We start from the raw sequence: 16,412 nt of genomic DNA on the forward strand, positions 1-16,412 counted from the left end.
TTAATGAACAAGTTCTTTTTTATTAAAATTTCCAGATTCAGTTTCCTTTTTTGCAAAAAATGTAAATATTATTCCAAATATAACTGCAGGTATTACCCATATAAATGAGTATAGTGTTGGATGGTTTTCTTGAATAGTAATAAGCATTTTAAATTCAAGTCCAAATCTCATAAAAAACCTTATGATAGATGGAACAAAAGCTCCAAAAACTGCTCCAATATAAGTAGAGTGTTTTGTAAATATATTTGGAAATAGATTTAGAAAAATTAAAACTATTGCCACAGGATAAAGAATAGATAATACTCCTCCTGCAATATTTACAATATTATCAACACCCTTTATAGATAAATAACCACTAAAAGCAGTTGAAATTAAAATTACATATTTTGATTTTAATTTACCCTTTGATAATTCTTGAAAATAATCACCAACTGTTGCAGTAAGTCCAATTGCAGTAGTTAAACAAGCAAGGGCAATTGCAATAGAAAGTGCATATTTACCAAAATTTCCAAGTAAAGTATCAGTTGCTAAAATAAGAAGAGATACTCTGTCTAGATTCTCTACGCCAAGACCTGACATAGTAGCACCAATATATAAAAGACCACCATAAACTAAAGAAAGTCCAACTGCTGCAATTAAAGAAGCAAAAATAGTAGAAGAAATAAGTTCTTTCTTATCTTTAATTCCCTTAGACTCAAAACCCTTAATAACAACAGTTGTAAAAACAAGTGCTGCAAGAGCATCCATAGTTTGATATCCCTCTTCAAAACTTTTAGCAAAAACACCAGTTGCTCCAGTATTCACAATAGTACCAAGTGGAGTGATAAATCCTTTTACAACAATCATTGTAAGGACTATAAGTAGTACTGGAGTTAAAAATTTTCCAAGACTATCAATTATATTCGTAGGGTTAAGTACGAAAAAGAGGACGATTCCAAAAAATACAATAGATGAGACGATAGGATTTAATCCTGGTAATGTTGTTCCTTGTATAATTTCGAAAGTCGTTGCTGCTGTTCTTGGAATGGCAAGTACTGGTCCAATTGCAAGAATAACTAAAGTTCCAAATACTACTGAAAACTTTTTGTTAACTTTTCCCGCAATGCTGTCTATAGATCCACCAGCTTTAGTGGAAGCTAAAACAGCGAGCAGTACAATACCTACTGAGGATATCAAAAATCCAAGAGTTGCTGGAATAAATGAACTGCCTGCTTTCATGCCAAGTGTTGGTGGAAAAATAAGATTTCCAGCACCGAAAAACATTGAAAACAACGCTAGTCCTGATACCAATATGGTATTGAAGTTCTTTTTCATACTCTACCTCCTTAAAAAATTTGTATGCATTACATAATACCACAAAACTATATCAAGGTAAAGAAAAATATAAGAAAAATCAAAGGAATTGTTTAAAAGATAGGTTAAAGAGGTACATATTTAAGAATTTATTAAATATATATAATATAAAAACATACTTTTATCTGGGTAATAATATACAAGAGATAAATAAGTATATGTATATTAATATGAAACTAAAAACTTTATAAGATTCTTATATTAGAAAAATTTTAATACTTATAATAACATATATCTATATAAAAATTTTGATTTATAAATAATAAGAAAATTACAAGAATCAAAAAGTAAAAAATTATAGCTAAGAGGTGCTAGTATGGCAAAGAAAAAAATTGAATTTACAGAAACTATATTAAGAGATGCTCATCAAAGTTTAATGGCAACAAGAATGAGCTATGAAGATATGGCTCCAGCACTAGAATTATTAGATAAAGCTGGATATAGAGCTCTTGAATGTTGGGGAGGGGCTACATTTGATTCTTGTATTAGATTTTTAGATGAAGATCCTTGGCAGAGAATTAGAAATATTAAATCAAATCTAAAAAATACTAAAACTCAAATGCTTTTAAGAGGACAAAATTTGCTTGGATATAAAAATTATCCAGATGATATTGTTGAGAAATTTATAGAATTATCTGTAAAAAACGGAGTGGATATTATTAGAATATTTGATGCTTTAAATGATTTAAGAAATTTAGAGACATCAATAGTTGCAACAAAAAAAGCAGGAGCAGAAGCTCAAGTTGCAATTAGCTATACAGTTTCTGAAGTCCATACTATTAGTTATTTTGCAAATATGTGTAAGATAATTGAAGATTTTGGAGCAGATAGTATTTGTATTAAAGATATGGCAGGAATACTAACTCCTTTTGAAGCCTATGAACTTGTAAGACAAATTAGAAAGGTAACAAGTATTCCACTAGAAATTCACACACATGAAATCACAGGAATGGGTTCATTAACTTATCTAAAGTCAATAGAAGCAGGAGCAGATATTATTGATACTGCAATATCACCATTTTCTGGAGGAACTTCTCAGCCAGCTACAGAAACTTTATATATGGTAGTTAAGGAAATGGGATATGATACTGATTTAAATATAGAAGTTTTAGAAGAGATTGCAAGTTATTTTGAAGGTATAAAAAATAAATATATAGATAATGAAATATTACCTATAAAAATGCTTTCTATAGATCCTAAGGGATTAATATATCAAGTTCCAGGAGGAATGCTTTCAAACTTATATACTCAACTTAAAGGATTAAATCAATTAGAAAAATTTGATGAAGTGCTTGCAGAAGTACCAAGAGTAAGAGAAGATTTAGGCTATCCACCACTTGTAACACCAATGAGTCAAATGGTTGGAACTCAAGCTGCTTTTAATGTAATAACTGGTGAAAGATATAAGATAGTTCCAAATGAAATAAAAGACTATTTAAAGGGATATTATGGAATGAGCCCAGTTGAAATAAATGAAGAGTTTAAAAAATCAATTATAGGAGATGTTGATACTATAAATGATAGGCCAGCAAATCATTTAGAACCAGGTTTTGAAAAAGCAAAGGCTGAAATAGGTTCACTTGCAAAAACTGATGAAGATGTATTAACATATGCACTATTTCCAGAAGTTGGACGTGCATTTTTAGAAAAAAAGTATAAAAATATATAATTATACTTATATATTTAAGTATTTTAATTAAAAACTTGTAAATTATATTTGAAATAATCTACAAGTTTTTTTGCGTGCGCATAAACGTTTTCTTAAAACTGTATAATAAAATTTACTTAAAATAAAGTATTTTGAGAAAAAATTAACTTTTTAGTTGTTTTTGTGTAGTTTTTGGATATATATATTTATGTAGGTGATTTAGAGGATATTTTTTATTTATATAATATCTTTAATAAAATATAATATAAAAGTTAAAACAAAAGTTTATTGTGATTTTATATTACTATATAAAGAAAAATATTTTCAAATTATGATATAATAGTTAATATAAAAACGATTGCAAAAAAATATTACATATAGGAGGAAGGTTATGAAAGTTTATAGTACTGAGCAGGTAAGGAATTTAGCTTTGGTTGGACATAGTGGATGTGGTAAAACAAATCTTACAGAAGCTATGTTATTTCAAAGTGGTGCAACTAAAACTATGGGACATGTATCTGAGAAGAATACATTAAGTGACTTTTCAAAAGAAGAAAAGGAAAGAGGAACCTCTATAGGAACAAGTGTTATTCCAGTAGAATGGAGAAATCATAAGGTGAATATTATTGATACTCCAGGATATCTAGATTTTATGGGTGAGTCCTATGCAGCACTTCGTGCATCAGAAGCAGCTCTAATGGTTATAGATGCAACTTCAGGAATAGAAGTTGGAACTGAAAGAATGTGGAAATACACTGAGAAAATAGGCCTTCCAAGAATTATATTTATAAATAAAATTGATGGAGAAAATGTAGATTTTAGAAAACTAATGGAAGAGCTTGAGGGAGCTTTTGGTAAGAAAGTAATACCTTTTTCTGTGCCAATTGGTGAGGGAGAAGATTTTGTAGGTGTTACAGATGTAATTTATCAAAAGGGATTTAAATATAAAGAGGGTGCTCCAGAGGAGACAAATTTAAATCATGATCAAGTTAAGGCAACTGAAAGAATGTATGAAGAAATTGCAGAAGTTGTAGCAGAATCTGATGAAGTGCTTATGGAAAAATATTTCTCAGGTGAAAAATTCACTCGTGAAGATTTACTTCGTGGACTTACAACAGCTCTTTTAGAAGGAGACGCAGTTCCATTATTAGTAGGTTCAGCTGAAAAGGGAATTGGTATAGATATTTTATTAAATACTATAGTAAATTATATGCCAGCACCAGATGACAAAAGAGCTCATTTAGGATTTAGATATGAAGAGGGAGAAGAAAGACATGTAGATGTTAAAGAGCCTTTCTCAGCAGTAGTATTTAAAACTATAACAGATCCATTTGTTGGAAAAATTTCACTATTTAAGGTAGTTTCTGGAAAAATAACTAAGGAAACTCAATTATTTAATTCTACAAAAGAAGAAAGTGAAAAACTTGGTGGTCTTTATATTGTAAGAGGTAAAAACCAATTTGAAATTTCAGAAATTCAAGCAGGAGATATTGGAGCTACTACAAAACTTGAATTTACAGAAACTGGAGATACATTATGTGATAAATCTCATATAATAAAATATAAAAAAATAAAATATCCAAGTGCAGTATTATATTATGCAATAGAAGCTAAAACTAAAGGTGATGAGGAAAAACTTTCTACTTCATTAAGAAGACTTAGAGAAGAAGATCCAAGTTTTGTAATAGAAAGAAATCCTGAAACAAAACAACTTACAATAGGTGGACAAGGAAATGTTCAACTAGATGTAATTCTTGAAAAACTTAAAAATATGTTTGGTGTTGAGGTAAATATAATTCCATTTATTATTCCATATAGAGAAACAATAAAGAGTACTGCAAAAGTTCAAGGTAAACATAAAAAACAATCTGGTGGAGCAGGTCAATATGGAGATGTTTGGATTAGATTTGAACCAACTGAAGAAGATTTTGTATTTGAAGAAGAGGTATTTGGTGGATCTGTTCCAAAGAATTATTTCCCAGCTGTTGAAAAGGGAATTATTGAATCTATGGAACATGGAGTTTTAGCAGGATATCCTATGACAAATGTAAAAGCTGTATTATATGATGGATCATATCATGATGTTGACTCTAATGAAGTTTCATTTAAAATAGCAGCTTCAATGGCATTTAAAAAGGGAGTTAAAGAAGCAAAACCAGTTTTACTTGAGCCAATTATGAAAGTTGAAGTAGAAGTACCAGATGATTATCTTGGTGATGTAATGGGAGATATGAACAAACGTCGTGGTAGAATACTTGGAATGGATCAACAAGCTGGTGGAATTCAACTTCTAATTGCAGAAGCGCCACAAGCGGAAATGTTTAAATATGCAATAGAGCTTCGTGCTATGACTCAAGGTCGTGGAACATTTTCAATGGAATTTGTAAGATATGAAGAAGTTCCTGCAAATATTTCAGAAGAAATAATAGCAGAGGCAAATGAGAAGAAAGAAAAATAAATAAGATTATATTGGGAGCCTTTGGCTCCCTTTTTTTATGTTTATATATTTATATGAAATTTTTATTTAGTCTATTGGGTAATAATTAAATAATATTAAAAAAGGAGGTAATTATGGGAAGTGTAGCAGATTATTTATTTCAGTGGCAAAACCAAATTTTAATATTCATTATGTTTTCAGTTATTGGATATCTTTATGAGGAAATTCTTTTAGTAATTTATAGAAAACCTATGGAAAATAGAGGATTTTTACATGGTCCATATCTTCCTATATATGGATTTGGAGGAATTATATCAATTTTTTCAATAGGAAAATTAATTCCTTTAGATGTAATAGTAAATAATAAAAGCATAAAGGCACTTTTAATATTTTTATTAATAACTTTTATCTCAACAATTGTGGAGCTCATTGGGGGATTTATTATGCATAAATTTTTTAATTTAAGGCTTTGGGATTATTCTAAAAGACATATTAATTTCAAGGGATATATTACTCCTGATGCGTCTATTAGATTTGGACTTGGTGGGATTTTTATTTATTATTATATGATTCCTTTACTTGAGAAAATCATTAATAATTATAGTGTAGAAACTATGCAAATATCTGCAATTATAGCTATTTTAATTATGGGTATTGATTTTGTTTATACAATAAAGTCTGATAGATTAAAAAATAAAAACTTGATTAGAAAAAATATAAAAGAGTTTAAAGAAGAGATGAAAAAAGAGATTAATGAGAAAAAAGAAAATATAGAAAAGAAAAAGCAAAAGATAACTACAAAATTTAAGGATAATGATATAATAGATTAGCCAAAAAAACCTATTACGCCCTTACTAAAGGAGGGTTTATGAAAATAAATAAGGAGTCTGTGTCTTTAGTATCTTTTGAAAAGATGGCAGAATATTACTTTAATGAAGTGGATAATAAGTCTTTTAATGCTTATTATGAAAGACCAAATCTTACTAGAATTGTAGGAGATGTAGAGGGTAAAACTATACTTGATGCAGGATGTGCAGCTGGGTGGTATAGTGATTATTTTTTAAAAAACAATGCTAAGAAAGTTTATGCTATAGATTTTTCTAAAAATATGATTGAAATGACAAGTCTTAGGTTAGAAAATAAATCTTATAGAAAAAGAGCTTTTTTAAAGGAATTTGATTTAAATAATGAACTTGATTTTATTGAGGATAATTCTTTAGATATTATTGTATCTTCTCTTACTCTTCATTATATTAAGGATTTAGATAGGGTATTTTATAATTTTAAGAAAAAGCTAAAAGATGGAGGAAAACTAGTGTTTTCAATGCATCATCCATTTTTAGACTATATGCTTTTTGAAAAGAAAAATTATTTTGAAAAAACTCTTATAAAAGATACTTGGAAAACTTCTATAGGAGATGTAGAAGTGGAATTTTTCACAAGGTCTCTAAGTGAAATTTTATCGGCTCTTTTTGTAAATAATTTTGTAATAACAAATTTAGAAGAGCCAATGCCAGATGAAATGTTTAGGCTTGTAAATGAAAAGAACTATGGTAGTATGTTAACTAAGCCAAGATTTATTTTTATTGAGGCTAAAGTTATTTAATATTCTAAATCTAAAAAAAGGGAAGAACTAGTTCTTCCCTTTACTTATTTAAGTGCATTTCTAAGTTTTATTCTATTTTTATAAAATAATATTTTAATACCTCTTGAAGGTTTTATTTTAAGTCTTACTTTTTTTCTTTTTCCGAAATTTTTAACATCTCTTTTAAGTTTATATTTTGCAATTTTACTAAACATAATACCTCCTATTTTTTATTTTTAATATACCATTGTTCGTCGTGAATATTGCAGTATAATACTGGTAAATACTCATAGTCATCGGGATAAATATTGCCGTGTTTTTTAGGTTTATATTCTGATCTGTCATATATTATTTTATATTCTACATCTTCTTTTGGACAATATTCTCCAGCAAGTCTATTGCTTTTTGTACAAATTAATTCCTTAATATGATCATTACAATATTCTTTTGGTTCAGTTCCTTTTTTAAATTTCTCCATATAACCTGCACCTGCTTCTTCACAAAGTACAGATCCTAGTTTCCCATTTTTTTGACAAATATATTTTGAAACTATATTTTTTGGTTCTTTAAATTTTTCAGAATCTTCTGATGAATGTGCCTTTACTGCAATTTTTTTAAATAAATCTATTACTATTTGATTATCTGCATTAAGCTCAACTTTAGGAGAGTCACATCCAATCCAAGTAGATATAGTATATTTTGGGGAAAATCCTGTAAACCAAAGGTCTGAGTTAAATTTATTTACTCCAATTTCTCCAGCTATATCAAAATTATAAATTGATGAGCCTTTAGCTGCTCCTCTTGTGACATTTGTTCTTAGGGCATCGGTAAGTAAAAAACAATTTTCTTTTTTGAATATATTTTTCTTTTCTGATTTTTTATTGTCAATTATTGGAATTCCTGATGCATCTTCTATTTTTATAACAGCGCTAATTTTTTTATAATCTCCACCTGTTGCAATAGTTCTATAAGCAGAAGCTGCTTCTATATTAGTAATACCCCTTTTCATATTTCCAAGGGCAAGGGAGTCTATATTTTCGTCGTTTTTATTACTATTTTCTGCTTCACTTATAAAGTTATCATTTTTAGAATTTTTATCAATTATTCCAAATTTTTTAAGTGCATTTATTGATTTTTCAATAGAGAGTTCTTCTAAGAATTTTGCAGATGCAATATTTGAATTATTTTCTATTGCAAATCTCATAGTTAAAAGTCCTTTGTATCCGCTATAATAATTTTCTGTAAATGTTTCATCATTATAGATTTCTGGGACATCATCTATTATACTTCCTAGAGTTTTTCCGGATTCAAGAGCAGGTAGATATACTGAAAGAGGTTTTATTAAAGAGCCTGGTGCGCGAGGGGAAGATGTTGCTCTATTTAATATTTTAGAGTGTTTATTTTTAACATCCAGGCCTCCAACTATGGCTTTTACATATCCTGATTTATTATCTAAGACAACTGCTGAAGATTGAGGCTGTATAATTGGTGTTTCGTCGTAGGAATAATAGTCTTTTGATAAAATTAAATTATTGTATTTATCAATTTGATAAAATGCTTTATGTTTTTTTATATAGTTATTATCAATAATTATATAGTCTTTTTTTTCTTCGAATACATCTCTTGGAATATTTAAAAATCCAATATTATAGGTTTGTAGATTTCCATTTTTATTTATTTCGTATAAATCAATAATATCTAATTTTTTATTAGATGTATTAAAAAGAGATTTATTTATTGAGAGATCTCCTTTTTTATTAATACTATAATTATTTGTATCAATTACCATATTAAAATCATCATCAAAGAAGTTATGTCTATAAAAATATACTACATTAGAATTTGAATCTAATATATTTCTATTTTTATCTGTGCTAAAGGATAGTAATTTTGCTCCTTTAGAATTTGATGATTTATTATTTAAAAATTCAGGTAAGTTTTCGTAAATATTCTCAAGATATTTTTGCATATCTTCATCTAGTGAGGAGTAAACTCTATACCCACCTGTAAATAGTTTATGTTCTGCTTCATCTTGTGAAACTTGATAGTAATCTGCTAAAAGTCTTGCTGCTTCTGCTTTTATATAGTCTGTAGAATAGCTGCTCATTGAGTGATATTTTTTAATACCTGGATTTAGAGATTTTACAATATCAAAATCAATTGCTTCTTCATATTCTTTTTTACTTATATAATTAAGTTCTAACATTTTTGCAAGGACAATTTTTTGTCTTTCAAAGGATTTATTATTTAAAATAATATACATTTGCTCGCCGTTTACATCTCTTATAGCAATAGTTTCTTCACCATTATATAATTCTTTTGGAATTCTTTTAAAAGGAGAGTATTCTGCAGGGGATTTAGTAATTCCTGCAATAAGTGCACTTTGTGCAAGGTTTAGATCCCAAACATCTTTTGAAAAATATGTTTGAGAAGCTGCTTGAACTCCATAAGAACCCTGTCCTAAATTAATTCTGTTTAAATAGGCTTCTAGAATTTCTTCTTTATTAAGTGTATTTTCTACTCTAAGAGCTAAGTATGCTTCTTGAATTTTCCTATTAAGGCTTTTAACATTTGATAAGTAAACATTTTTGACCAATTGCTGTGTTATAGTAGAGCCTCCTCTAACTATTCTTCCAGCTTTAATATTGTCTTTTAAAGCACCTAGTATTCCACGTATATCAACACCTTCATGATGATAAAATCTTTGATCTTCTATAGATACAAAGGCGTTTTTAATATTTTCTGGCACTTTTTCAATAGGTACTATAGTTCTGTATTCAAGTGATTCTATTTTTTCTAAGAGCTTTGCATTTTCATCATATATACTAGATGTTTGGTTAAAGCTTTTTGATAGATTATTTAAATCTGTAACAGGAGTTTCACTTAAAACACTAAGCACTACAGCACTTAGACAAGTTCCAATAAAAATAAAAATCATAAGAAGTATTAATAGTACAATTTGAATTTTATTTTTTTTATCTAAGTCTTTGAATTTGCTCATAAATTACCTCCACTTTATCTAATTATATCATTAGATATGTGTAAATACTATTATTCATTAAAAGCTCTATATGTCTAAAGAATACTGCTTTGTGGTATAATATTAATATGGAAAATATTAGAGAAAATAAAACAGAAAGAGTAATAATAGTAGGTACAGATTTAGGAGCATATCCACATAGTTTAGAGACTTCCTTATATGAATTGGAGGAACTTGTAAAAGCTGCAGGTGGGGAAGTAGTTGGAATTGTAACTCAAAACTTGAAAAAGTACTCACCAAAGTATTTAATAGGAAGTGGAAAAGTATCTGAAATTGGAGATATGATAGAGCCTTTAGAAGCAGATATTGTAATTTTTAATGATGAGCTTTCAGGTGTTCAAGTTAGAAATTTAGAGAAAGCTTTTAATAAAAAACCTAAGGCTGAACTGGAACATGCCTATACTAAAAAAATTAAAGTACTAGATAGAACAAATTTAATTCTAGATATATTTGCACTTCGTGCATCAACTTATGAGGGAAAATTACAAGTAGAACTTGCACAGCTTGAATATCAACTGCCAAGACTTATTGGTATAGATGGATGGTCACGAACAGGTGGAGGAATAGGTACTCGTGGACCTGGAGAGCAAATAATAGAAACAGATAGACGTAGACTTTTAAGAGAGATTGACTCAATAAAAGATAAACTAAAAAAATCTCAAAAGACAAGAGATATTACAAGAAATAGAAGAGTAGATAATAATATATTTACAGTTTCTCTTGTGGGATATACAAATGCTGGAAAATCAACTATATTAAATAGATTAAAGGCATCTGATTCTAAAGAAGTTTTTGTAGAAGATATGTTATTTGCAACTCTTGATCCAAATTCAAGACGTGCAAAACTTCCAAATGGTATGGATTTTATAATATCTGATACAGTAGGCTTTGTTTCAAAACTTCCTACAAAACTTGTAGAAGCTTTTAAATCAACTTTAGAAGAAATCAAATATTCTGATTTAATTCTTCATGTAATAGATGTTTCAAGTGAGGATATGGAAATTCAATATGAAACAACAATGGGAATTTTAAAAGAACTTGATGTTGATATGACAAAGATAGTAACAATATTTAATAAATCTGATAAGGTTGAAGTTAAAGATGTTATAATACCAGCAAAAATGATGAAAAATGAAAAAATATTTATTTCTGCAGCTAAAGATGCAAATATGGATGAACTTCTTCAACTTATTGAAGAAAGTCTTCCTGAAAAATTTGTAGATGTAGATATGTTAATTCCATATTCTGATACAGATATTACATCTGATATTTTAGATAATCATATAGCTGAAAATTTAGAATATGCAGAAGATGGAGCTTCTTTTAGAGTTACTCTTACAATGGATGAATACAATAGATATAAAAAGTATGTGATAAAATGAGTTTAAAATACTATTCAATATTAAAAGACAGTGAAGATGAATTTATTGAGAGAAAATCAAAATTTATAGGATATGCCTTTAAAGTAGAATCAGAGGAAATGGCACTGGAAAAACTTAATTTAATTAAGGAAAAACACAGAGATGCAACACATAATTGTTCTGCTTATATTATTGGAGAAGATAAATTAATACAGAGATATTCAGATGATGGAGAACCTTCAGGAACTGCTGGAGTTCCAATACTTGAAGTGCTAAAAAAAGAAGATCTTACAAATGTTTTAATAGTAGTTACTAGATATTTTGGTGGGATTTTATTAGGTGCTGGTGGACTTGTTAGAGCTTATACAAAGGGTGCAAAAATAGCAATTGATGCATCAAGAAGAGTGGATATGGTGGAGTATAATTATTATAGTTTTAAATATGATTATACATATCATGGAGCAATTCAAAATTTTTTAATAAAAAATGGGTATAAAATTATAGAAGAGAACTACACAGATGTTGTAGAGCTTAAACTTCATGGAACAGAAGAAGATAAAAAATTAATTGAATTTTTAACAAATGAAACTAGCGGTACTATAAAAATAGAAATACTTTCTAAAGATATTTTACCGACATTAAAGGGCAAAATAATATATTAGGAGGAAAATATGAACTTAAAAGATCAAATGATGAATAAAAAAACATGGGCAGTAGTAGGTGCTACAGATAATACTTCAAGATTTGGATATAAAATTCCTGTTATTATGAAAGAGCATGATTATAATGTATATATGGTTAATCCAAGAAAAGAAAGTATCGATGGAGAAAAAGTATATTCTTCATTAGATGAACTTCCAGAAAAAGTTGAAGTAGTAGATATGATTGTAAATCCAAAATTTGCAAGAGAATATGTAGATAAAGCAAAGGAACTTGGAATAGAAAATATATTTTTCCAACCAGGAAGTTATGATGAAGAATTAGTTGAATATACTAAGGATTTAGGACTAAATGTAGTGCTAGACTGTGTATATGCAACTCTTAAAAATGAATAAATAGTTTATAATTATAAAGAGCTAGGTGCTTATCTAGCTCTATTTTTTTATTTTATAAAAGTATCTTCATATTCATTAAATATATCAAGAATTAATTTAGCATGGGGATTTCCACCAGATATTACAAGAGCTGTGTTTTTACCAAATAATTGATCTTTATATTTTTCATAAGCAGCTACGACAGTTGCAGAAGATGGTTCAACTATTATAAGTTCTTGAAGTCCCATAAAAGCTGTTGCAGATTTAATTTCTTCTTCAGATACTATTAAAATATCATCAATATAATCTTTACATATTTCAAAGGACAAAGGTCCTACTCCACCTACTAAAGATTCACAAATAGACTCTTTAGTATCATATTTTTCATAACATATATTATCATCTAAAGATGCCTTCATAGCAGGGCAGGCTTCAGTTTGAACTCCATAAACTTTAATGTTTTTATTTAAACTTTTTGCTGCAATTGCAATTCCAGATATAAGTCCACCTCCACCAATTGGAGCTAAAATTGTATCTATATTTTTATTTTTTTCTAAAATTTCAAGAGCAATTGTTCCTTGACCTGCATAAACTATTTCATCATCAAAATAAGAATCTATAAAGGTTAAATTTTTGTCTTTAATATATTCCATTCCAAGAAGATGAGCTTCGTCATAATTATTTCCAAGTAGAACAATACTTCCTCCAAAATACTTTATTTTATTTAATTTTGCCTTTGATGTATTCTTAGGAACTATAATAAGGGCATTTTTTATACCTAGTAATTGAGCGCCTAAGGCAACGGAAATCCCATGATTTCCAGAAGATATAGTTGCAACACCTATTTCTTTTTCTGATGGAGAAAGAGAGAGCATTTTATTTAAAGCCCCTCTAATTTTAAAGGCTCTAACTTCTTGTGTATTTTCAAGTTTATAGTAAACATTTTTATCATTATTAGTTAAATAAGTAGATTTTATTAAAGGAGTATTTACAATATAATTTTTAATTCTTTCTCTAGCATCTTCTATCATTTTTAAATTTAGTGAGTATTTATTTTTCATATAATAACCTCCATTTTTATTTATTTTAACATAAAATAATATTTTAATTTTAATAATTGCTTAAAAAAATTTATTTGAAAAAATAAGATTATTTAGCTAACTTGTAGGGTATTGATTTAAATAAGTTGAAAGTAGTATTTAAAAAATATAATAATTTCCCTTGACAAATGTAATTTTAAGTCTTAGAATGATAAACAAGTTAAAAGATTATAAAAAAGCAATGACAGAGAGAAAGATATTAAGTCTTATTAAAGAGAGTCGGAACAGGTGAAAGCCGACATAAGAGGAGATATGTAATATTCACTCTACAGCTTGATAGTAGAATTTATAGTAGACTATCACGGAAGCCACCGTTATCTGAGGATTGGGATTTATAATGATCCTGAAATGAGATTGTAGTATAATTTTATTTACTACAAAATTAGGTGGTACCGCGAATTTATCCTTCGCCCTATGTTTAGGGCGAAGGTTTTTTTATTTTAAGGAGGATTTAAATGAATATAAGTAAAAAATTAATCGGTACGCTATTATTATCAATGACTCTTCTAGTTGGATGTGGAAGCAATACAGCAAAAAATGAAGAAAATAATTCAAAAGAAGAAACAAATACAAAGATTGAAAATGCAGATTATAAAATAGGAATTATAAAGTATATGGATCAAATATCTCTAGATGAAGCTAGGGAAGGATTTATTGATGAAATGGAAAAAAATAATATAGAAGTTGAATATATTGATAAATCTGAAAATGGAGATGTTTCACTTACTACAACTGTTCCACAAAAAATGGTATCTGAAGATGTTGATTTAATTTATGCAATAGCAACTCCAGCTGCTCAAGGAGCAAAAAATGTTGTAAAAGATATTCCAATAGTTTTCTCAGCTGTAACAGATCCTGTTGGTGCAGGTCTTGTAGAAAGTATAGAAAGTCCTGGTGCAAATGTAAGTGGTATTTCTGATTATATTGATCCACAAGGACAAATTGAAACTTTCTTAAAACTTTATCCTGATACAAAAACTTTTGGAGTTTTATATAATACATCAGAACAAAACTCTTTAGTACAAGTTGAAGAGCTTGAAAAGAAATTAAATAAAATGGATATTAAACTTGAAAAAATTGGTGTTCCAAATGTAAATGACATACCACAGGCTATTACATCTCTATCAAAAAAATGTGACGCACTATTTGCACTTACTGATAATATGGTTGCAAATGCAGCTCCTGTAGTATCAGAAACACTACTTAAAAATAATCTACCATCTCTTTCAGCAGAAGAGGGACAAGTTAAAAATGGTTTATTAATGAGTGAGGGTGTAAATTATTATGAACATGGTGCTCAAGCTGCAAGACTTGCAATTAAAATATTAAAAGGTGAAGATGTAAAAAATTTACCTGTTGAATATAATGAAAAAAATATTAAAAAAGTAAATGAAAAAACAGCTAAGGCTCTAAATGTAGACCTTGGGGACGAAATATTAAAAGATGCTGAAATAATAAAATAAAATTTCTTCTAAAATCTTCTTGACTTTAAAGTGAAACTGTAATATACTTTTGTTAATTTCAAAGAGCAAAATTGGAGAGAAAGATACAAAACTTTATTTAAAGAGAGTCGGGTTAGGTGAAAGCCGATATAAAGAAAAGTATGTAATATACACTCCAATGCTTATCTGTTGAAAATACAAAAGTAGGCAGATACGGAAGCCCCCGTTATCGTAGGATATGGATTGTTAGATCCAGATAGGTAATCTTACGATTATGAAGCAGGGTGGTACCACGCAAGAGAAGTCAAGTCTTTCGTCCCTTAGAACAATATAGTTCTGAGGACGGAGGACTTTTTTTATTAACTAAAACGAAGAAGACAAATTTAGGAGGAAAGAAATGAAAAAGAAATTAATAGTTGCGCTAATGTCTATGACACTTTTATTAACTGCTTGTGGTGGTAAAGAAGAATATAAAAACCAGGCTAATAATCAAAATGAAAAAAATGTAGAAGAAAAATCTGACAAAGATATTAAAATTGGAATAGTTCAATTTTCAGATCATATAGCACTAGATAGATCAAGAGAAGGATTTATTAGTCAGCTTGAAGATGAGGGATTTAATGTTGATGCAGATGTAGTAAATTGCCAAGGTGATATATCTTTAATACCAACAGCAGCAAAGAAGTTTGAATCAGATAAAGTTGATGTTATTTATGCAATAGCAACACCAGCAGCACAAGGTATGAAAAATGCAATAAAGGATATTCCAATTATATTTAATGCAGTTACTGATCCTGTTGAAACAGATCTTGTAAAATCAAAGGAAAGTCCTGAGGCAAATGTAACTGGTGTATCAGATTACTTCCCATTGGAAACTCAAATTGACAAGTTTCTAGAAGCTTTTCCAGAATCAAAAACTCTTGGACTTTTATACTCAACAGGTGAGGCAAATTCAGAAGGACAAATTAAAGAGTTAAAAGAAATTGTAAAAAATAAGGGAATGAATCTTGAAGTAGTTGGGGTAAATAGTACAAATGATGTACCTCAAGCAATGTCATCATTAACAGGAAAGATAGATTCTTATGTTGCAATACAAGATAATCTAGCATCATCTTCAGCAACTGTTATTTCTCAAAGTTTAATTAAAGCACAAATTCCATCTTTTGCAGGTGAAGAAGGACCAGTTGAAAATGGAATGTTATTAAGTGATGGAGTAGATTATATAGAACTTGGCAAAGAAGCAGGAAAAATGGCAAGTGAAATAAAAAAAGGTAAAGAAGTAAAAGATATTCCAGTATTCTTTTCAAAGGATGCTAAGAGAACAGTAAATGGCAAAACTGCTGAAGCATTAAATATTGAAAAAGATAGTAAAATATTTGAAAATGCAAAAGTAGTAGAATAAGGAGGAAAAA

The 16,412-nt window shown here is 28.6% G+C and carries 13 protein-coding genes and 1 other annotated feature; of the genes, 9 read left to right on the forward strand and 4 right to left on the reverse strand.

Going from position 1 to position 16,412, the window contains the following annotated elements:
* A complete protein-coding gene (brnQ, locus tag J2Z71_RS01085) occupies positions 1 to 1,314 on the reverse strand; it encodes a branched-chain amino acid transport system II carrier protein (RefSeq protein ID WP_210060005.1) in 1,314 nt (437 codons plus the stop codon).
* A gap of 355 nt (positions 1,315 to 1,669) precedes the next feature.
* On the opposite strand from brnQ, the gene J2Z71_RS01090 reads away from it, so the two are divergent.
* The 4 genes from J2Z71_RS01090 to J2Z71_RS01105 all read left to right on the forward strand — a co-directional run bounded on the left by J2Z71_RS01090 (position 1,670) and on the right by J2Z71_RS01105 (position 7,044).
* Positions 1,670 to 3,022 carry an oxaloacetate decarboxylase subunit alpha gene (locus tag J2Z71_RS01090; RefSeq protein ID WP_210060006.1) on the forward strand — a complete coding sequence of 451 codons (1,353 nt, stop codon included), beginning with the start codon at positions 1,670 to 1,672 and terminating at the stop codon, positions 3,020 to 3,022.
* Between the two features lie 370 nt (positions 3,023 to 3,392).
* Positions 3,393 to 5,459, forward strand: coding sequence for an elongation factor G (fusA, locus tag J2Z71_RS01095; protein ID WP_210060007.1), 2,067 nt, complete (start codon positions 3,393 to 3,395; stop codon positions 5,457 to 5,459).
* A gap of 113 nt (positions 5,460 to 5,572) precedes the next feature.
* Complete coding sequence (locus J2Z71_RS01100) at positions 5,573 to 6,268, forward strand: putative ABC transporter permease (RefSeq protein ID WP_210060008.1); 696 nt, start codon at positions 5,573 to 5,575, stop codon at positions 6,266 to 6,268.
* 38 nt (positions 6,269 to 6,306) lie between these two features.
* Entirely contained in the window at positions 6,307 to 7,044 is a 738-nt protein-coding gene (locus J2Z71_RS01105) for a class I SAM-dependent methyltransferase (protein ID WP_210060009.1), read from the forward strand.
* A 44-nt stretch (positions 7,045 to 7,088) separates the two neighbouring features.
* On the opposite strand, the gene J2Z71_RS01110 is transcribed toward J2Z71_RS01105, so the two are convergent.
* Both J2Z71_RS01110 and J2Z71_RS01115 read right to left on the reverse strand, forming a co-directional pair.
* Positions 7,089 to 7,238: a hypothetical protein gene (locus J2Z71_RS01110; RefSeq protein ID WP_210060010.1), complete on the reverse strand. Its 150-nt coding sequence runs from the start codon at positions 7,236 to 7,238 to the stop codon at positions 7,089 to 7,091.
* Between the two features lie 8 nt (positions 7,239 to 7,246).
* Positions 7,247 to 10,024: a transglycosylase domain-containing protein gene (locus J2Z71_RS01115; RefSeq protein WP_210060011.1), complete on the reverse strand. Its 2,778-nt coding sequence runs from the start codon at positions 10,022 to 10,024 to the stop codon at positions 7,247 to 7,249.
* 107 nt (positions 10,025 to 10,131) lie between these two features.
* Here J2Z71_RS01115 and hflX point away from each other — a divergent pair, with 107 nt between their 5' ends.
* From hflX to J2Z71_RS01130, 3 genes are read left to right on the forward strand one after another with little or no spacing between them, the layout of a single operon-like run.
* Positions 10,132 to 11,445, forward strand: coding sequence for a GTPase HflX (hflX, locus tag J2Z71_RS01120; RefSeq protein ID WP_210060012.1), 1,314 nt, complete (start codon positions 10,132 to 10,134; stop codon positions 11,443 to 11,445).
* On the forward strand, positions 11,442 to 12,086 hold the full coding sequence (locus tag J2Z71_RS01125) for a YigZ family protein (protein ID WP_210060013.1): 645 nt from the start codon (positions 11,442 to 11,444) through the stop codon (positions 12,084 to 12,086). The genes hflX and J2Z71_RS01125 overlap by 4 nt, the downstream gene beginning before the upstream one ends.
* A gap of 9 nt (positions 12,087 to 12,095) precedes the next feature.
* The gene (locus J2Z71_RS01130; RefSeq protein WP_210060014.1) at positions 12,096 to 12,479 is read left to right on the forward strand and encodes a CoA-binding protein; all 384 of its coding nucleotides are present in this window, start codon (positions 12,096 to 12,098) and stop codon (positions 12,477 to 12,479) included.
* 47 nt (positions 12,480 to 12,526) lie between these two features.
* On the opposite strand, the gene J2Z71_RS01135 is transcribed toward J2Z71_RS01130, so the two are convergent.
* Entirely contained in the window at positions 12,527 to 13,519 is a 993-nt protein-coding gene (locus tag J2Z71_RS01135) for a threonine ammonia-lyase (RefSeq protein ID WP_210060015.1), read from the reverse strand.
* A gap of 211 nt (positions 13,520 to 13,730) precedes the next feature.
* Positions 13,731 to 13,976: a binding site (T-box leader), on the forward strand.
* Positions 13,977 to 14,013: 37 nt separating this feature from the next.
* Here J2Z71_RS01135 and J2Z71_RS01140 point away from each other — a divergent pair.
* Together J2Z71_RS01140 and J2Z71_RS01145 are read left to right on the forward strand one after the other, a co-directional pair.
* On the forward strand, positions 14,014 to 15,021 hold the full coding sequence (locus J2Z71_RS01140; RefSeq protein ID WP_210060016.1) for an ABC transporter substrate-binding protein: 1,008 nt from the start codon (positions 14,014 to 14,016) through the stop codon (positions 15,019 to 15,021).
* A gap of 376 nt (positions 15,022 to 15,397) precedes the next feature.
* Positions 15,398 to 16,402, forward strand: a complete 1,005-nt coding sequence (locus tag J2Z71_RS01145) for an ABC transporter substrate-binding protein (RefSeq protein WP_210060017.1) — start codon at positions 15,398 to 15,400, stop codon at positions 16,400 to 16,402.
* Positions 16,403 to 16,412: the final 10 nt, after the last annotated feature.

Origin of the sequence: Peptoniphilus stercorisuis (assembly GCF_017874395.1) — a bacterium.
Taxonomy (GTDB): domain Bacteria; phylum Bacillota; class Clostridia; order Tissierellales; family Peptoniphilaceae; genus Anaerosphaera; species Anaerosphaera stercorisuis.